Source organism: Variovorax sp. J31P207 (assembly GCF_030316965.1).
In the GTDB taxonomy this organism is placed as follows: domain Bacteria; phylum Pseudomonadota; class Gammaproteobacteria; order Burkholderiales; family Burkholderiaceae_C; genus Variovorax; species Variovorax ginsengisoli_B.
The window spans coordinates 46,729-64,319 of the sequence record NZ_JASZYN010000024.1; the positions used below are offsets into that span (position 1 = coordinate 46,729).

Consider the following 17,591-nt stretch of genomic DNA (forward strand, 5'->3'; position numbering starts at 1 on the left):
CGTCATCCGGAGACAAGCCCATGCCAACGATTTCTCGCCGTTCCCTCCTGCAAGTCAGCGGCGCTGCCGTGCCCCTGCTCTTGAGCAGCCGATGGGCCCTCGCCCAGGACAAATTTCCAGGCAAGCCGATCACGCTGATCGTTCCGCAACCGGCTGGCGGCGACGCCGACGTCGTGTGCCGAAGCCTCCAGGCCAAGATGCAGGAGGTCCTCGGGCAACCCGTGGTGATCGACAACCGGGGTGGCGCCGGGGGCAACATCGGCACGGCGCTGGGCGCCAAGGCAGCGCCCGACGGCTACACCGTGACCTTCGTGAACCAGGGAACGATGGCGCTCAATCCGACGCTGTATCCGAACCCGGGCTACAAGGTGGAAAACTTCGCGCCGGTCACCTGGCTCACCTCGATCGACCTGGTCATCGTGGCCCACCCGTCCGTGCCGGCCGGCAACCTCAAGGAGCTCCTCGAGCTGGCGCGCAAGGAGCCGGGCAAGTACACCTTCGGCACGGCGGGCAACGGCAGCGCGAACCACCTGGCTGGCGAAATGCTCAAGTCGATGGCCAAGGTCGACATCACCCATGTCCCCTACAAGGGCGGTGGCCCGGCCATCATTGCCTTGCTTGGCGGTGAGATCAGCACGGTCTTCGCTTTCCCGCTGGCCGCGTTGCCGCACATCAAGGCCGGGAAGCTCAAGGCCCTGGCAGTGACCGGGAAAAAGCGCGCCAAGGCCTTGCCGGACGTGCCGACGGTCGCCGAGAGCGGCGTCGGCGGCTACGAGTTCGTGTCGTGGATGGGCCTGGTGGTGCCGAAGGGAACGCCGGAGGCCGCGATCCAGAGGATCCATTCTGCGGCGGCTGCGGCCCTCAAGGACAAGGACGTCGCCGACCGGCTGTCGGCCGGCATGACCGAGCCCGTCGGTGCCGGCCCGAAGCAATTCGGCGAGCTGATTGCCCGCGAGGGCGACCGCTGGTCCAGGATGATCAGGCAATTCGGCATGAAGATCGATTGAGTGCTGGCTGGTGCGGGCGGCGTGCCTCTAGACTACGAGGGATGTCTTCGGTGAATGAAATGGCTGCAGCCTCGGAACTCACGTCCCTGCAACAGCGGGTGGCGCGGGAAATCGTTGCTCTGGTGCGGCGGGACAACCGCCTCGCTGGCGACCACCTGCCGGAGATTCACCTGGCCCAGCACATCGGCACCTCGCGCTCCCCGATCCAGGTCGCTCTGCGCCATCTGGCTCAACTCGGGGTGCTCCAGCAGGACGCCAACCGGGGCTTCTTCCTCAATGTGGACGCCAAGGACTGGGATGGACCGGTCGCGGGCCTGTTGTCGACCGACGATCCGCTCTACCTTCGCATCGTGGACGACCGGCAGTCCGATCGCCTGGCCGACGAAGTCACCGAGGCGGACCTGATGCGCCGCTACGGCGTGGCCCGAAGCACCCTGCGCAAGGTGCTTTCCCGCATTTCCGAAGAGGGCTGGATCGAGCAGAGCATGGGCCACGGCTGGCGCTTCCTCTCGATGATCGACTCGCCGGATGCCTACGAGGAAAGCTACCTCTTCCGGCAGTCGATCGAGCCCGGCGCCATCCTCGGGCCCTCGTTCATGAGCGTTCCGGCGGAGCTGAAGCAGCTTCGCCGCGAACAGCAGCGCATCGTCGACGGCGGCTTCGAGACCATGACCCCGATCGAGCTGTTCGAGGCGAACAGCCATTTCCACGAAACCATCGCGCAGTGGAGCCACAACCGGTTCGTGTTGCAGTCGGTGCGCCGCATCAACCAGTTGCGCCGACTGGTGGAATATCGGCAGGCCTCCAAGCGCGGCCCGCGCCATACGCATGCGGGCGAGCACTTGGCGATCCTCGATGCCATCGAGAAGCAGGACTTCATGCAGGCCGCCAACCTGATGCGCGCCCATCTCAACGACGCCCGTCGCAACAAGCTGCGCGACCCGAGCGTCTTCTCGAAGGTCGCCTGACCCTGGCGCCGCCTGTCGGCGGCCTCTGATCCCGGCCGGCAGGTGCCTGTTACCCATGCCTAGGGTTTACCCGCGACCTTGATTGTTGAAAGTGATTAGAAAATACAAACATGCGGTGAGCCGAAAACGAAAGGCTCCCGTTCCTGAACCCACCCACGAAGGAGACACCCCATGCGACTCGAGCTTCGAAACCTGATCCGCGCCGCCGTGCTGACTGGCGCACTGGCCGCCATCCTGCCAGCCCACGCGCTCGAAACCGTGCGCTTCATGGCACCGGGCTCGCCGGGCGGCGGCTACGACCAGACGGCACGCACGCTGGGCAAGGCATTGCAGGAAGCGGGCGTCGCCAAGGGCGCCATGTACGACAACAAGAACGGGGCGGGCGGTACGCTGGGTCTGGCCCAGTTCGTCAACAGTTCCAAGGGCGAGGTCAACGCCCTGTGCGTGATGGGCGCGATCATGGTGACGGGCGTGGTCCAGAACAAGCCGCAGATCTCGCTCTCGAACGTGACGCCCATTGCGCGCCTGTTCACCGAATACAACGTCATCGCGGTTCGCAAGGACTCGCCGTACAAGTCCATCGACGACCTGATGACGGATTTCAAGAAGAACCCCGCCGGCGTGAAGTGGGGCGGCGGCTCGAAGGGCTCGGTCGATCACATCGGCACCGCCGAACTGGCGGCCACCGCAGGCGTTCCGGCCGGCAAGGTCAACTACGTTCCTTTCGGCGGCGGCGGCGAAGTCGTCTCCGCCACGTTGGGCGGCCATATCTCCGCCATCACCGGCGGCTATGCGGAACTCTCCAAGTACATCGAAGGCGGCCAGTTCCGGGTGCTCGCGGTCGGTTCGCCCACCCGGCTGCCCGGTGTCGACGCCCCGACGCTGAAGGAGGCCGGCTACAACATCGAGATCGGCAACTGGCGCGGCGTCTACGGCGCCGCCAATCTCACGCCCGCCCAGCGCAAGGAACTCACCGATGCCGTGCTCGCGGCCACGAAGACCAAAGGCTGGCAGGAGGCGCTCAAAGCCAACGCCTGGTCCCCCAGTGTCATCACCGGCGATGAGTTCGCCAAATTCGTCGACGACGAACACACCCGGCTTCGAAGCGTCATGACGACGGTCGGCTTGATCTGAACGATCACGCGCCGCGAGCTTCCCACGAAAGAAACCGATGAAATCCGAACCCCAGATCAGGCGGCTCGCGCTCGCCAACCGAACGGTGCGCTACGTCTCCATTGCCGACGTGCCAGGCGTGGATCAGCTCCCCTTCTCGCTGCGCATCCTGCTGGAGAACCTGTTGCGGCAAGCCAGCCGCGGCGTCGACACGCAGGCCGAAGTGGATGCCTTGCTGGCGCGGCGCATCGGCAGTGGCCTGACCTTCTATCCGGTGCGGGTCTATGGCCAGGACATCCTCGGGCAGGTGATGCTGGTCGACATGGCGGGCATTCGCGATGCCGTGGCCGAGGCCGGCGGCGACGCCTCCCAGGTGAGCCCCAAGGTCCCGGTCGACGTGATCATCGACCACTCGCTCCAGGTCGACAGTTGGGCGACGCCGAATTCGCGTCGCATCAACCTCGAGCGCGAGTACGAGCGCAATGGCGAGCGCTTCGCTTTCCTGCGCTGGTGCAGCAGCAGCTTCGAAGGCGTGCGCATCGTGCCGCCGGGGAAGGGGATCATGCATCAGATCCATCTCGAGCACATCGGCAAGGTGGTGTGGACCGAGAAAACCGCGGAGGGCGAACTCGCGATCCCCGACACCTGCGTGGGGACCGACAGCCACACGCCGATGATCAACGGCCTCGGGGTGCTTGGCTGGGGCGTTGGGGGCATCGAAGCCGAGGCCGTGATGGTGGGAAAGCCGGTTGCACTGGCCCTGCCCGAAGTCGTGGGCATCGAGGTCAAGGGCGCGCTGCGCGAAGGCGTGCTGCCCACCGACCTGGTGCTGGCGATCACGCAACGCATGCGCGGTATGGGGGTCGTTGGCAAGTTCGTCGAGTTCTTCGGCAACGGCCTGGAGGCGCTCTCGCTCGGCGACCGCGGAATGATCGCCAACATGGCGCCGGAATATGGCGCGACCGCCGTCTACTTCCCGATCGACGATCGCACCATGGACTATTTGCGCATGACGGGTCGCGAAGACGACCAGCTCGAGCTCGTCGAAGCATTCGCGAAGGCGCAGAAACTGTGGCGCAGCGCGCAGACGCCGGCGCCTCGCTTCGACACCGTGGTCACGCTCGATCTCGACGAGATCCGGCCCTGCCTTGCGGGGCCGCGCAATCCCGAAGACCGCATGGACCTCGAGACGGTGCCTGCCGCTTTTCTGCAGCATCACCAGGAGATCGCCGGTCGTCCGCTGGACCCGCATCGCGCCGTGGCGGTGAAGGGCGAGGACTTCGCACTGCGGGATGGCGCCGTCCTCATTGCGGCGATCACGAGCTGCACCAACACCGCCAACCCCGTCAACATGATGGCCGCGGGCCTTGTTGCGAAGAAGGCAGTGGCGCTCGGCCTCAAGACCCAGCCCTGGGTCAAGACTTCGTTGGTACCTGGCAGCCACGTGACGGCTTCGGTGCTTGAAAGGGCTGGGCTGCAGGACAGCTTGGACGCTCTGGGCTTCCACGTGGCCGGCTTTGGCTGCACCACCTGCAATGGCGGCTCCGGCCCGTTGCCCGAAGCGCTGGTGGAGGCGATCGAGCGGGAGAAGCTGGTCGGCACGGCCGTGCTGTCGGGCAACCGGAACTTCGAAGGGCGCATCCATCCGAACGTTCGTGCGGCCTACCTCGGATCGCCCGCGCTCGTCGTGGTCTACGCCCTCACGGGATCCCTGATGGTCGACGTCACGACGGCGCCGATCGGCACGGGCAGCAACGGCCAGCCGGTCTATCTGCGCGACATCTGGCCGACCGCCGTGGAGGTCGCCAACGCGGTCGAAGGCGCCTACGCGCCTGAGCTCTTCCGCGAGAAGTACGCCGACCTGTTCGATGGCGGCGAAGCCTGGGATGCGCTGGCAGGCGAGCGCAGCGAACGCTTCCCGTGGCAGGACAAGAGCACCTATGTCCGCCGGCCGCCCTATTTCGAAAACCTGCCGCGCGAAGCCGCGCCGGTGCAGGACATCGTCGGCATGCGCCCGCTCGTGATCCTGGGCGACTCTGTGACCACCGACCACATCTCGCCCTCGGGCGCGATCAGCCTTGGCACGCCTGCCGCCGACTTCCTGCTGGCCAAGGGCATCGAGAAGCGCGACTTCAACAACTACACCACACGCCGTGGCAACCACGACGTCGCCGTGCGCGCGACCTTCGCCAACATCCGCCTGCGCAACCGGATCGTGCCGGGTGTGGAGGGTGGCGAAACCAGGCTGATGCCGGAGGGCACGCAGATGCGTGTGTTCGAAGCGGCGGAGCAATACCTGCGTCGCGGTGTTCCGCTCGCGGTCATCGCAGGCAAGAACTACGGCTGCGGCTCATCGCGCGACTGGGCCGCCAAAGGCGTGGCGCTGCTCGGCGTGAAGGCCGTGATCGCGGAAAGCTTCGAACGCATCCACCGCACGAACCTGGTCGGCATGGGCGTGTTGCCGCTGCAGTTCGAGGCCGGCACCACGGCCGAATCGCTGGCGCTCGACGGCAGCGAGACCATCGACATCCCGGCGCTGGCCCAACGGCTCGACGTCTCGGGACGGGTCGAAGCCCGGGTGCGACGCGCCGACGGTACCGAGACCTCGGTGCCGCTGACCATCCGGCTCGACACCACCGAAGACGTGGAGTACTGGCGCCACGGAGGCATCCTGCCGCTGGTCTGGCGCGACTACGTGTCGGGGTCCTCCGAAGACCATGTGTCGCACACAGCGTCCCGCATCCAGCCTGAAGTCGCAGGCGGACCGCAACACGAACTGCCCGATGCCATGCCGGGCAGCGAAGTGCCGAGCGCCAGCCAGGGCGCGAGCCTGGGCTGACATGGCCTGACAGAAGGAGGCTGCGGCCTCCTTCGTCTCGTCCTTCCCTCATCGAGTGAAACCCGCGTCGCCTCGAGCGACGCGCAGGGCGACCGTTGCCGCCCGATCCACCAGCCGCTCAGCGAATCGCATCCGAATCCGCCAGCGGGCGCTCGCCCCTAGAGAGACAACATGCTGACCCTCCTTGCCTTCTCCATGATCATCGTCTTCATGGCGCTGGTCATGACCGGCCGTGCGACGGCGCTGATCGCCCTGATCGTGGTTCCCATCGTGTTCGCGCTGATCGGCGGCTTCGGAGGAAGCATCGGCCCGATGGTCATCAGCGGCCTGCGCGCCATCGCACCGACCGGCGTGCTGCTGCTCTTCGCGATCCTGTACTTCGGCCTGATGATCGATGTCGGGCTCTTCGATCCGCTCATCCGCCTGATCGTCAGGCTCTCGAAGGGCGATCCGGTACGGATCGTGGTCGGCTCGGCCCTGCTCGCGATGATCGTCTCGCTCGACGGCGACGGCTCGACCACCTACCTGTTGTGTGTCACGGCCATGCTGCCGCTGCATCGTCGGCTGGGCATCAATCCACTGATCCTTCCTTGCGTCACGATGATGGGCAACAGCATCATGAACATCGCGCCCTGGGGTGGCCCCACCGCGAGGGTCATGAGCGCCCTGCATCTGGAAGCGAACCAGGTCTTCATCCCGCTGATTCCCTCCATGGCGTTGGCCTGCCTGGCCACCGCCGGCGTGGCCTGGTACCTGGGTCTCAAGGAGCGCGCCAGACTGCGGAAGATCGAATGGAAGCCCGAACACTTCGAGCCTTCTCCGATCGGCGGCGCTGTCGACCTCGATGCTTCCGACGCGCCGCGCACCAGCAAGGCCATGATGATCTTCAACCTTCTGCTGACGATGGCGTTGATGGCCTGCCTCGTGCTGGCCGTGTTGCCGTTGCCCTTGCTGTTCATGGGCGCCTTCGCCATTGCAATCTCGGTGAACTTTCCCTCGATCAAGGACCAGAAGGAGCGGATCGCCGCGCACTCGGCCAGCGCGCTCTCCGTGGTCTCGGTCATTTTCGCCGCAGGGGTGTTTACCGGCATCCTCTCAGGTACGAAGATGACCGACGCGATCGCCCAGAGTGTGGTGTCGGCGATCCCGAGTTCGGCCGGTCACTTCCTGCCGCTGATCACGGCGCTGCTCAGTGCGCCGATGACCTTTTTCCTTTCCAACGACGCGTTCTACTTTGGCGTCGTTCCCATCCTTGCTGAAGCAGCCAAGGGCTACGGCATCGCGCCCGAGATCATTGCGCGTGCCTCGCTGCTCGGTCAACCCATCCATCAACTGAGCCCCCTGGTTGCGGCCAACTACGTGCTGATGGGCGTCGCAGGCGTCGAATTCGGCGATCACCAGAAGTTCACCCTCAAGTGGGCCGCGCTTCTGGTCGTGGTGATGGTCCTTTCCGCCGGACTCTTCGGCATCGTTCCCTTGTTCTAAGCACCACAAGGGCAGACCATGGACATGCCTGCACACCAGCTCTCGATGAGCATCCTGATGACGCCCGACACGGAGTCAAACCTGGGGCCGGATCTGCTGATCGCGCACTATACGGTCGGCAACGAGCAGGACAGACATCATCCTGCGGCGCACCAATGACATCAACATGGCGCCGCTGGGTCAGATCGAGACCACCATTGTCCAGTCGGCGACGCCCGAGAACGTCGACACGGTGATGGTGGATGGACGCATCCTCAAGCGCCGCGGAAAGCTTGTCGGGCTCGACGTGGACTGCATCGTGGTCCAGGCGGGGGCCTCGGCCAAGAGGCTGAGAACCCAGGCTGGTGGCAGGTTGAAGATGCCGGGTTGAGTTGCTCGCGGGTGACACGATCATCCCTGCTGCCGAGGTCCTATGATCTGCCGCATGAAATGGCGCGCTGATCTGACCACCCTGAGGCTGTTCGTCGCGGTCTGCGAAGAGTCGAGCATCACCAGGGCGGCCGAGCGCGAGGCGATTGCGCCCTCGGCCATCAGCAAGCGCATCGCGGAAACCGAAAGCACCATCGGTCTCCCGCTGCTTCTGCGAGGGGGACGGGGCGTGTCACCCACGCCCGCAGGACTCGTTTTGCTCGAGCATGCGCGCCGGATCCTGGACTCCACAGGTCAACTCGAGTCGGAACTGAATGACTTTGCCTCGGGCAATTTCGGTTCCGTGCGTGTCTTTGCGAACATCTCCTCGATCGTCGAGTTCGTGCCGAGGGATCTGAGCCTTTTCCTTGCCGAGAATCCTCGCATCCGCGTCGATCTGCAAGAACGGGTCTCCTCGGACGTGGCCCAGGGCTTGAGGGAAGGCCAGGCCGAGCTCGGGATCTGCCTCAATGCGACCGACCTGTGGGGCTTGCAGCAGTTCCCATACGGCAGCGACGAACTCAAGCTGATCGTGCATCCGGGTCACCGCCTGGCCGCGCGGGATTCCGTGTCCTTCGACGAGATCATGGAATTCGAACTGGTGGGGTTGCAGACGGGAAGCCGCATGACGACTTTCCTGGCCGGTTTGGCGGCCCGCAAGGGGCGGGATTTGCGCTATCGGACCTACGTCAGCACCTATGAAGCCGCCTGCCATCTGATCGCGGAGGATCTCGGCGTTGCCGTGCTCTCTGCCGAGGCGGTCCGGATACCTCAGACCGCGCTGGGCCTCAAGGCCATCCAGATCGACGAACCCTGGGCCCAACGGCGCATGGTCCTGTGTGTCCAGGAGAGCAAGGCCTTGTCCGACGTTGCGCTCAAGCTCTTCGATCACCTGCGTGCGCGCGGGGAGGCCAGGTGCGAAGCTGCAGACAAGGTCGGCCCGCGAGGCTGAAAACCCTCTCAGCCGAACACCTGGCCGTCCATGAGCCGGCGGGCGCTCCGACTGACGAGCACGCGTTCTGCAAACAAGCTGCCGTCGCTTCTTCTGTGGATGGTCGCGCCCGCAACGAGCGTCCCCGAGGGGTGGCCGAAGTGGACCGAACTGGCAGAATCCCTGCCGTTCAACGCTCGAGCGATCACGGTCCCTGGAACCGCGGCGGCGACCGCGATGGCGACGGCCCCGGTGCCGGTCATCGCATGATGGAGTCGGCCCTGGGAAAGAATGCGCACGACCAGATCGATCGATCCGGCTTCGACTGTCTTGCCGGCGGATGAGACATAGGCGGCGGCCGGAGCGACGAACGCGATACGCGGGGCATGCGGGGACAGCAGATCGGCATCCTCCGCCCGAGGGCACAGGCCCATCAGGACCGCGGCATGGCGTCGAACCTTCTGCAGTGCTGCGGTGGCGCCGGTGTTGAGCTCCAGCTCGGCGCGGCTTTCCGTGCCGTTCAGCCCGAATGCCTCCGCTTCGACGAAGACGGTGGGTGCACCTGCGTTCGTCAGCGTGGCATGGACCCGCCCGACACCGGGCACTTCAAGCGCCTCACGCACCGCATTCGTGGGGAAGATAGCCGTCGGCGTTTCCTGAGGCGCTGCCGATTCGAGGAACTCGAGCCTGATCTCCGCCGATGCGAAGGGGACGCCATCCAGTTCGAACTCGCCGGTTTCAAGTGGCTGGCCACCGCGCAGCGGTACATGCGCGTCGATGCGCTGGCCGATGTTGGCCTGCCAAAGGCGAACCATGGTGCTGTCGCCTTGCTGTGGCGCCAAGAGCCCGCGAAATATCGCGAACGGCCCCACGGCCGCGCTCAGGTTGCCGCAATTGCCGGACCAATCGATGAAAGAGCGGTCGATCGCGACGGCGCCGAACAGGTACTCGACGTCGCAGCCTTCGCGTTTGCTCCTCTCGACCAAGACGACCTTGCTCGTGCTCGGCGTGGCGCCGCCCAGACCGTCGATCTGGGTGCCGTAGGGGTCTGGGCTGCCCATCACGCGCAGCAGCACGGCATCGCGCTCGGCGACATCGGACGGCAGGTCCTCGGTGAGGAAGAAGAGGCCTTTGCTGCTCCCGCCGCGCATCCACATCGCGCGGATGGCCTTCGGCTTCATGGGGCAAGGATCTCTTCGGCGGGCGCGGCGGCGCCGGCCCCGCGCAGCGCATCGATCTCGTCCGACGAGTATCCGAGCCCGGCCAGGATGTCGGCGCTGTGCTCCCCGACCTTGGCGAGCTTCGAATTGGCGCTCAGGCGCCGCCCTCCGAATGTGATCGGAAGCAGCGGAATCCGTGATGCGCTGCCGTCCTCGGCGGTCAGGTGACCCAGGCCACCGCTTTGGTTCAGGTGAGGGTCGTCGAACAGGTCCTGCGGCTTGCCGATCGGCGCATAGGGGAGGCCGCCCGCATCCAGCTCGCGGACCAGCCATTCGAGGGCGTGCCCGGCAACGCGTTCCCGCAGGATCGGCATCAGCCATGCCCGTGCCGCGACCCGGTCGTTGTTGCTCTGCAGCCGAGGATCCACCGCCAAGTCCGGCAGGTCGACGATCCGGCAGAAGTCACGCCATTGGCCATCGCTGACCACCGCAATGAAGATCTGCGCCCCGTCGCGCGCCTCGAAGATGTCGTAGACGGCCCAGGCGTGATGGCGGGCGGGCATCGGCCGAGGCTCGATGCCCGTCTTGGCATACTGCTGCATGTGCTGGGCCGCGAGAAACGCGCAGTTTTCGAACAAGCCGCTTTGCACCTCCACGCCGTGGCCGGTCCGATCGCGTTCGCGCAGCGCCGCCATCACGCCCAGCGCGCCGAAGAGGCCGCCCATGATGTCGTTGACCGACGCACCCATGCGAAGCGGGCGCCCGGGCGGGCCGGTCATGTAGGCGAGGCCGGACATCATCTGGACGACCTCGTCGAGCGCCTTGCGGTGTTCGTAGGGGCCTGGCAGGAAGCCCTTGTGCGATACGCTTATCAGGCGCGGGTAGCGCTGTCGAAGGCTTTCGGGGTCGAGGCCGATCTCGGCCATGCGTCCGGGCCGGAAGTTCTCGCAGAAAACGTCGGCGCTGGCCAGCAGCCGTTCCAGGGCCTCGCGGCCCTCCGGCCGGTCGATGTCCAGCGCGAGGCTTCGCTTGTTGCGGTTGAAGGTGCGAAAGAAGCCGGCGCCCAGGCCTCGCAGTGTGCGTGTCTTGTCGCCTTTGAGAGGCTCGACCTTGATCACGTCGGCGCCGAAATCGGCCAGGATCATCCCGCAGGTCGGCCCCATCACCATGTGCGAGAGCTCGACCACGCGGATTCCGGCGAGTGGTCCCTCAGACATGGGCGGCCTCCTCGATCCGGGCTCCGGCGTGCGGGTAGGTCGCGGTGAGTCCGGCTTTCCAGAGGTTTCCATTGAGCTTCTCATCGGGTAGGGCATGTTGCAGAAGGGGGCGCATGGCAACCAAGGCGGCGACGTCGATCCCTGTCGAAAGGCCCATGCTTTCGAGCATGAAGACCAGGTCTTCGGTCACGATGTTGCCGGTGGCACCAGGGGCATGCGGACAACCGCCCAGCCCTGCCAGCGAGGCATCGAAGCGTCGAATGCCGCAATCCAGTGCAGCCACCACATTGGCGAGGCCCAGTCCTCGCGTGTCGTGGAAATGCGCCGTGTCCACTCGATCGCCAGCGGCCTCGCGCACGCGCCGGAAGAGCCGGCGCACTTGCGCCGGGTTGGCGTAGCCCGTGGTGTCGCTCAGGGAGATCGAGTCGGCACCCGCGGCGACGACTGCGATGGCCAGGCGCTCGACTTCCGATTCCGGCACCTCGCCTTGCAGCGTGCAACCGAAGGCGGTTGCGAGGCCGACCTTGATCTTCGGGCGCCGATGCTCCGGGAGCTCGTCGCGAAGACGGCAGACCGATGCCACCAGCTCGAGCATCGCATCGGGCGTGGTCCGTACATTCGCCGAGGAATGTGCTGCGCTGGCCGAGAGCGGAACGTTGAGTTGATCGGCTCCTGCCTCGATGGCCGCCTGGGCGCCTTTCAGGTTGGGCACCATGACCGCGCCGTGCAAGCCCTCGAAGCGGTGGGCTTCGGCGATCAGCGCGGGCGTGTCGGCGAACTGGGGCATGCGTGCGACGGGCACGAAGGAGCCCAACTGCATCTCGCGCACGCCGGCCGCGTACGCCCGCTCGATCCACTGCTTCTTCGCTTCGGTCGGCATCACATTACGGACCATCTGAAGGCCGTCGCGCAGGCCCACTTCGATGACTTTGACGTCTGGCATGTTGCTCACTCTTCCGACTCGATATTGGCGGCCTTGATCACCTGGCTCATGGTCTGGTAGTCGCGTTCGAGCGATGCCTTGAACGGTGCCGCCGCCTCGGCCTTGACCGCGAATCCATTGGCCTTGAGGCGGGCCTGGAAGTCTGGCGAGGCCGCTGCGCGAGCCACCTCTGCCGCAATCTTTCCGACCACGGGCGCCGGTGTGCCCTTCGGCGCAAAGACGCCCTGGAAGGTGATGAGATCCGGCCAGCCCTTGATGGTCTCGCCGATGGAAGGCAACTCCGGAAAGACCGGGAAGCGCTTGGCCGAGGTCACAGCGATGATCCGCGCCTTTCCGGCCTTGACGAGGGGTTCGATGCTGGTGGTACTGCCATACAGGACCTGGATCTGTTCGGCCGCCAGGTCGGTCGCCGCCTGAGAGGTTCCCTTGTAGGGGACATGGATCATCTTCACGTCCGCCATCAGTGCGACGCTCTCGCCGATCATGCGCTGGAGTGACGAATTGCCGGCGGAGCCGAAGCTGACCTGGCCGGGATGCGCCTTGGCATAGGCGATCAGCTCGGGAACCGAGCGCACCGGCAGCGAAGCCGGCACGGCCATGACCATCGGGGCCGAGGTGACCGCGGCAACCGGATCGAGGTCACGCCGGACGTTGGTCGTCGCCTTCGGATGCAACTGGGGAAAGATCGAGTACAGCGCATTGGGGCCGAAGAGCAGGGTGTAGCCGTCGGCGGGCGCCTTGGCGACCGCGTCCGCGCCGATGACGCCGTCTGCGCCGGGCTTGTTGTCGACGATCACCGGTTGCTTGAACGCGGTCGACATGTGCTGGGCGACAGAGCGGGCGATGACGTCCGCACTTCCGCCGGCGGTGTAGGGCACGATCAGGCGGATGGGGCGGCTGGGGAACTTGTCCACCGACTCCTGGGCCTGGGTCGGCAGGGTGAAGGACAGGCCGGCTGCCAGGCAACCGGCAATGAGTGTGCGCATTGTTGTGTCTCCAAGAACTTCGAGGTGAAGCCTGACACTCTAGGAGCGTTGCCCTTGCGGTGGGCTGGTCGATGGGAAACCGAGCGTTCTCCGGGCGCATTGGCGAGATGGACGCGTACGGATCACCGGGTCGATGCTCACCCTGCGCGCAGAACTTCTCCGCGCCCTGGGGTGACAAGAACCTCATATCACGGAAGAGCCCCGAGCCTCAGACAGGGTGAAGGTCGAAGGGGCGCTTCACTCGCGTTCCGAGGGATCGGAGTTCGGCCAGCAGACCAGCGGGAATCGGAATGCCTTGCGCACCGCGCTCCCTTTCGCAGGTGGCCTGCCGCTGGCCGGGGTAGCGCGCCCGAGGACCCGATCCGTTCAGGAAGGTCTGCATCCAGGCGCTGACGCTGGCATCGAAGGCATCGCGGCCGATCGCCAGGGCCGGGTTGATGACCATGAGGAAGCCGCTGACATTCGCTGCCGATCCGTGCCCGGTACTCGTCGGACTCGGCCCCTGGTCCGCCAGGGCGCCGTTGAGACTGCCCGCCAGACACTCCACCAGCATGGCAAGTCCGATGCCTTTGTGGCCGGCGATCGGCTGCATGGCACCTTGCAGCGCCAGGGCGGGATCCGTGGTCGGCGTGCCGTCGGGTCCGATCGCCCAATCGCCGGGAATCGTGTCGACGCCCTCACGCAGGGCTTGCACCACATGGCCGCGCGCCACGACGCTGTGGGCCATGTCGAACACGAGGGGTGCCTGTCCCGGAACGGGGATGGCAAAGGCGATCGGGTTGTTTCCGATGACCGGCCCCGTGGCGCCGGCCATGGCCATGATGGGGGGCGTCCGCTGGCACAGGATAGCGAAGAAGCCGCGCTCGGCGGCGGCGAGGACGAATGTTCCCAGTGCGGCCAGGTGGCCGGTGCGTGCGATGCTGCATGCGACCAAGGCGCTGGATTCGGCCCGTTCCATGGCCTGGTCGACTGCCGATGTTCCGACCAGCTGCCCCAGCCCAGCGTCGCCGTCGCAGTGCAGAAGCCCGGCGCGGTGTTCGAACTTCGGGACCGCGCATGGATTCACTTCGCCCGAGGCCAGCTTTTCGACGTAGATTGGAAGACGCGAGATCCCGTGGGTATCGATGCCTCGCAGACTCGTCCGCACCAGGACGCCTGCACACAACGCGGCGGCCGTGGCTGGCATTCTCTGAGTGGTCAGAACGGCCGTGGTCCAGCGCTTCAGCGACTGGGCCGCAAACTTCTCGGCAGTGACAGGGACGTTCATTCGGCCGGTTTTTCGGTTGTTTGGACGATGGGCTCCCGCGTCTGGTGGCGGCGCGGCGTCGAGCAGCTCGACCCGATTCACGCGGGCGTCTGACATCGCCTCACAGGCGAGCCGCGGCGACGGTGCCGCGGCATTCGCCGAATCCGATGCGCCGGAAGCCCTCTCTCTGGCAGTAGCCGCGCAAGATGACGGTGTCGCCGTCCTCCAGGAAAGTGCGGGTCTCGCCATTGGCCAGCTTGACCGGCTTCTTGCCTCCATCGCTGAGCTCCAGCAGGGAGCCGCCCTGTCCGACGTCAGGGCCAGACAAGGTGCCTGAACCGAAGAGATCGCCGGCTCGCAGATTGCAGCCGTTGACGGTGTGGTGCGCGACCATCTGCGCCACTGTCCAGTAGGAATCCGCATAGTTGGACGTCATGAGGCGTTCGCCCGGCGACCCGTTTGCCTTCATCGCGGGGGTCTGCAGCCAGACCTCGAGATCGATGTCGATGGCACCCCCTTCACGGTTGGCCGGCGAATCCAGGTAGGGAAGCGGCTGCGGATCGCCCGAGGGGTGGGCGAAGGCCTTGCGGAAGGGTTCGAGGGCATCCATCGTCACGATCCATGGAGACAGCGTGCTGGCGAAGTTCTTAGAGAGAAAGGGACCGAGCGGCTGGTATTCCCAGCCCTGGATGTCGCGCGCGCTCCAGTCATTGAAGAGGGCGATCCCGAACACGTGTTCCTCGGCGGAAGCCATCGGGATGCGATCGCCCGCGATGTTGGGTCGCGAGATGAAGATGCCGACCTCCAGCTCGTAGTCCAGGCGCCGGCATGGGCCGAAGGTCGGGACCTCCGAGTCGGGCGACTTGGTCTGGCCCAGCGGCCTCGGGAAGCTGTGCCCGCTGGCGAAGATCGACGAGGCCCTGCCGTGGTAGCCGATGGGCACCCACTTGTAGTTGGGCAGCAAGGGGTTGTCGGGGCGAAACTGCTTACCGACGGTCGTGGCGTGATGGATGCTCGTGTAGAAGTCGGTGTAGTCGCCGATCTCGCAGGGCAGGCACATCGTGACCTCCGATTGGGGCACCAACGCGGCGCGGAACTTGGCCTGATCCGCGCTGCCTTGGCGCAACCCCTCGGAGATCGCCTGTCTCAGGGCCTGGCGCGCTTCTCGGGGGAGTCGCATCAACTGGTTCATCTGCCCGTTCTGAACGAGGCCCACGCGGCGCAGGTCCAGCACCTGGTCGCCGATAGCAACACCGATGCAAAGGCCGTCGTCGTCTTCGCGCCGGAAGCGGCCGAAGGGAAGGTTCTGGATCGGAAAGTCGGTTGCGGGATCGTTGGCCGTTTCGAGCCAGCTTCGCAGATTCGCGTCGTGTGTGGTGTCGGTGGTGAGTGCCATGGTGGGTTCCCCGGTGGAGTTCAAGGCTTTTTCGGATCAAAGTGCTTCTGCAATCCTTGCCAGCAGCGGTAGTAGCCCGACTGGTACTTGTTCATGGTGGCTAGTTCTCCGGGATCGGCGTCAGTGCGAGAGTTCCTCGAGGGACAGTCCGTTGGTCTTGGGGCCGAACAGCCCGATCGAAATCACCACGACCAGCATGCAGCCCGTGATCCCTGCGAACACCCCCACCACGCCGAAGTCGCGCAGCAGGAAGGCGATGAGGAAGCCCGAGAGCATCGCCCCTACCCGGCTCGCCGAGTAAACGAAGCCGTTGGCTCGGCAACGCACGCTGGTCGGGAAGAGTTCCGACTGATAGGCGTGATAGCTGGCCGAGATGATCTGGCCCGAGAGGCTGATCAGCACGCCGAAGACGATCAGCAGCAGCGGATCTCTCATCTGGCCGAAGAGGATGCCGAACACCACGACGCACATGGCAGGCACGACGATGAGCCACTTGCGCTGGACCTTGTCGGCGATGGTCATCGCGAGCAAGGGACCGATCGGCAAGGCGAAGGCGATGACGAACGAGTACAGCAGGCTCTTCGTCACCTCGATACCCTGGCCGATCAGGAGCGTGGGCACCCAGTTCGCGAAGCCGTAGTACCCGATGGCCTGGAAGAAGTTGAAGACCAGCAGCATGATCATGCGCGAGCGGTAAGGCGGCTGCCAGAGCTCCCTGAAGGTGCTGGTCGCCGGTTTGGCCTGGACCTTGGCCGGCACCGGCGGAGGCAGCGGCTTGCCGTGCTGCGCCTGAACCTTGGCCTCGATCGCCTTCAACACCCGGTCGGCATCGGCCGCCCGGCCCTTCAGCGCCAGCCAGCGCGGGCTCTCCGGCACGGCACGGCGAATGAACCACACGGCGATCGCGCCGACACAGCCCAGAAGTACCACCCAGCGCCAGCCGTCGATGCCGAAGGGCGCGATGGGGACCAGCCAGAAGGAGAGAATGGCTGCGACCGGCGCAGCGGCGAACATCACGGTCTGGTTGAAGGCCATCGCACGCCCACGCATGTGCTGGGGCACGAGCTCCGTGATGTAGGAGTCGATGGTGACGATCTCCACCCCGACGCCGATGCCGGTGATGAAGCGCCAGAACACGATCCCTTCGCCACCATTCTGGGAAGCCATGATCGCGGAACCGGCGCAGTACCAGAGCAGTGAATAGGTGAAGACCGCCTTGCGCCCGTACTTGTCGGGCAGGAAGCCAAGGAAGAAGGTGCCGACGAACAACCCGGCGAAGGTTGCGGCAATGAAGCCGCCGATGCCCTGGAAGCCGAAGAAGGTTTCAGTGGTGGTGGCGAGCACACCGCTCTTGGCCATGCCGGGCGCGATGTAGCCGGTGAAGATGAGGTCGTAGACCTCGAAGAAGCCGCCGAGCGAGATCAGCAACACCAACATCCACAGGTGCACCGTGGTTGGAAGTCGGTCCATTCTCGATGTAATGGCTGCGGCGGACCCTGCGGCGGATGAGGGAGCCGCAGCCCCCAAACCCGGCTGGGCGGTGATTGTCGTGGACATATTTGTCTCCTGGAACCGGAAAAAGGCGAAAGGCGGTCCGCGAATTCAGGTTCCCGCGGATCGACAGGGCGCGACGACTCCTTCGGCGGAAGCCTGTCGCTTGAACTCACACTTTTCGCATGGCCCGCTCCCCGCAGGCCGTGGCACGGACTCAGTCCGTCTGCAGGACGCCGCGGCGCACCTGGTCGCGTTCGATCGACTGAAAGAGGGCCTTGAAGTTGCCTTCGCCGAAGCCCTCGCTGTAGTCGCCCTTGCGCTGGATGAATTCGAAGAACACCGGGCCGCCGAAGGCCGTCTCCGAGAAGATCTGCAGCAGCAGGCGCGGTGTGCCGCCT

Annotated in this window: 15 protein-coding genes and 1 pseudogene; 8 read left to right on the top strand and 8 right to left on the bottom strand. The window is 65.5% G+C overall.

What is annotated here, in order from left to right; genetic code table 11:
• Positions 1-20: 20 nt before the first annotated feature.
• From QTI68_RS38660 to QTI68_RS38695, 8 genes are all read left to right on the top strand, one after another.
• On the top strand, positions 21-1,007 hold the full coding sequence (locus QTI68_RS38660) for a Bug family tripartite tricarboxylate transporter substrate binding protein (RefSeq protein WP_286529614.1): 987 nt from the start codon (positions 21-23) through the stop codon (positions 1,005-1,007).
• Positions 1,008-1,066: 59 nt separating this feature from the next.
• Positions 1,067-1,975: a GntR family transcriptional regulator gene (locus tag QTI68_RS38665; protein WP_286529615.1), complete on the top strand. Its 909-nt coding sequence runs from the start codon at positions 1,067-1,069 to the stop codon at positions 1,973-1,975.
• Positions 1,976-2,146: 171 nt separating this feature from the next.
• Positions 2,147-3,109: a Bug family tripartite tricarboxylate transporter substrate binding protein gene (locus QTI68_RS38670; RefSeq protein WP_286529616.1), complete on the top strand. Its 963-nt coding sequence runs from the start codon at positions 2,147-2,149 to the stop codon at positions 3,107-3,109.
• A gap of 37 nt (positions 3,110-3,146) precedes the next feature.
• On the top strand, positions 3,147-5,927 hold the full coding sequence (acnA, locus tag QTI68_RS38675; RefSeq protein WP_286529617.1) for an aconitate hydratase AcnA: 2,781 nt from the start codon (positions 3,147-3,149) through the stop codon (positions 5,925-5,927).
• A gap of 171 nt (positions 5,928-6,098) precedes the next feature.
• Complete coding sequence (locus QTI68_RS38680) at positions 6,099-7,412, top strand: CitMHS family transporter (RefSeq protein WP_286529618.1); 1,314 nt, start codon at positions 6,099-6,101, stop codon at positions 7,410-7,412.
• 18 nt (positions 7,413-7,430) lie between these two features.
• Positions 7,431-7,571 (top strand): hypothetical protein, encoded by a 141-nt coding sequence (locus QTI68_RS38685; protein ID WP_286529619.1) that lies wholly within the window; start codon positions 7,431-7,433, stop codon positions 7,569-7,571.
• 7 nt (positions 7,572-7,578) lie between these two features.
• Entirely contained in the window at positions 7,579-7,782 is a 204-nt protein-coding gene (locus tag QTI68_RS38690; protein ID WP_286529620.1) for a hypothetical protein, read from the top strand.
• Positions 7,783-7,836: 54 nt separating this feature from the next.
• Positions 7,837-8,772, top strand: coding sequence for a LysR family transcriptional regulator (locus tag QTI68_RS38695; RefSeq protein WP_286529621.1), 936 nt, complete (start codon positions 7,837-7,839; stop codon positions 8,770-8,772).
• A gap of 8 nt (positions 8,773-8,780) precedes the next feature.
• On the opposite strand, the gene prpF is transcribed toward QTI68_RS38695, so the two are convergent.
• The 8 genes and pseudogenes from prpF to QTI68_RS38735 all read right to left on the bottom strand — a co-directional run.
• Positions 8,781-9,932 (bottom strand): 2-methylaconitate cis-trans isomerase PrpF, encoded by a 1,152-nt coding sequence (gene prpF, locus QTI68_RS38700; protein ID WP_286529622.1) that lies wholly within the window; start codon positions 9,930-9,932, stop codon positions 8,781-8,783.
• A complete protein-coding gene (locus QTI68_RS38705) occupies positions 9,929-11,128 on the bottom strand; it encodes a CaiB/BaiF CoA transferase family protein (RefSeq protein ID WP_286529623.1) in 1,200 nt (399 codons plus the stop codon). The genes prpF and QTI68_RS38705 overlap by 4 nt, the downstream gene beginning before the upstream one ends.
• Positions 11,121-12,071: a hydroxymethylglutaryl-CoA lyase gene (locus QTI68_RS38710; RefSeq protein WP_286529624.1), complete on the bottom strand. Its 951-nt coding sequence runs from the start codon at positions 12,069-12,071 to the stop codon at positions 11,121-11,123. The genes QTI68_RS38705 and QTI68_RS38710 overlap by 8 nt, the downstream gene beginning before the upstream one ends.
• 5 nt (positions 12,072-12,076) lie before the next feature.
• Positions 12,077-13,057 carry a Bug family tripartite tricarboxylate transporter substrate binding protein gene (locus tag QTI68_RS38715; protein ID WP_286529625.1) on the bottom strand — a complete coding sequence of 327 codons (981 nt, stop codon included), beginning with the start codon at positions 13,055-13,057 and terminating at the stop codon, positions 12,077-12,079.
• A 208-nt stretch (positions 13,058-13,265) separates the two neighbouring features.
• A complete protein-coding gene (locus tag QTI68_RS38720; RefSeq protein WP_286529626.1) occupies positions 13,266-14,324 on the bottom strand; it encodes an Ldh family oxidoreductase in 1,059 nt (352 codons plus the stop codon).
• A 100-nt stretch (positions 14,325-14,424) separates the two neighbouring features.
• Positions 14,425-15,699 carry a fumarylacetoacetase gene (gene fahA / locus QTI68_RS38725; protein ID WP_286529627.1) on the bottom strand — a complete coding sequence of 425 codons (1,275 nt, stop codon included), beginning with the start codon at positions 15,697-15,699 and terminating at the stop codon, positions 14,425-14,427.
• 120 nt (positions 15,700-15,819) lie between these two features.
• On the bottom strand, positions 15,820-17,256 hold the full coding sequence (locus QTI68_RS38730) for an MFS transporter (protein ID WP_286529628.1): 1,437 nt from the start codon (positions 17,254-17,256) through the stop codon (positions 15,820-15,822).
• A gap of 151 nt (positions 17,257-17,407) precedes the next feature.
• Positions 17,408-17,591 (bottom strand): annotated as a pseudogene (locus QTI68_RS38735) (4-hydroxyphenylpyruvate dioxygenase); the annotation flags it as partial.

Bases quoted from the DNA above. Each gene is read 5' to 3' on its own strand.
- prpF (WP_286529622.1), bottom strand. From the start codon at position 9,932: ATGAAGCCGAAGGCCATCCGCGCGATGTGGATGCGCGGCGGGAGCAGC.
- QTI68_RS38730 (WP_286529628.1), bottom strand. From the start codon at position 17,256: ATGTCCACGACAATCACCGCCCAGCCGGGTTTGGGGGCTGCGGCTCCC.
- QTI68_RS38705 (WP_286529623.1), bottom strand. From the start codon at position 11,128: ATGTCTGAGGGACCACTCGCCGGAATCCGCGTGGTCGAGCTCTCGCAC.
- QTI68_RS38685 (WP_286529619.1), top strand. From the start codon at position 7,431: ATGGACATGCCTGCACACCAGCTCTCGATGAGCATCCTGATGACGCCC.
- QTI68_RS38715 (WP_286529625.1), bottom strand. From the start codon at position 13,057: ATGCGCACACTCATTGCCGGTTGCCTGGCAGCCGGCCTGTCCTTCACC.
- acnA (WP_286529617.1), top strand. From the start codon at position 3,147: ATGAAATCCGAACCCCAGATCAGGCGGCTCGCGCTCGCCAACCGAACG.
- QTI68_RS38720 (WP_286529626.1), bottom strand. From the start codon at position 14,324: ATGAACGTCCCTGTCACTGCCGAGAAGTTTGCGGCCCAGTCGCTGAAG.
- QTI68_RS38710 (WP_286529624.1), bottom strand. From the start codon at position 12,071: ATGCCAGACGTCAAAGTCATCGAAGTGGGCCTGCGCGACGGCCTTCAG.
- QTI68_RS38690 (WP_286529620.1), top strand. From the start codon at position 7,579: ATGGCGCCGCTGGGTCAGATCGAGACCACCATTGTCCAGTCGGCGACG.
- QTI68_RS38695 (WP_286529621.1), top strand. From the start codon at position 7,837: ATGAAATGGCGCGCTGATCTGACCACCCTGAGGCTGTTCGTCGCGGTC.
- QTI68_RS38665 (WP_286529615.1), top strand. From the start codon at position 1,067: ATGGCTGCAGCCTCGGAACTCACGTCCCTGCAACAGCGGGTGGCGCGG.
- QTI68_RS38660 (WP_286529614.1), top strand. From the start codon at position 21: ATGCCAACGATTTCTCGCCGTTCCCTCCTGCAAGTCAGCGGCGCTGCC.
- fahA (WP_286529627.1), bottom strand. From the start codon at position 15,699: ATGGCACTCACCACCGACACCACACACGACGCGAATCTGCGAAGCTGG.
- QTI68_RS38670 (WP_286529616.1), top strand. From the start codon at position 2,147: ATGCGACTCGAGCTTCGAAACCTGATCCGCGCCGCCGTGCTGACTGGC.
- QTI68_RS38680 (WP_286529618.1), top strand. From the start codon at position 6,099: ATGCTGACCCTCCTTGCCTTCTCCATGATCATCGTCTTCATGGCGCTG.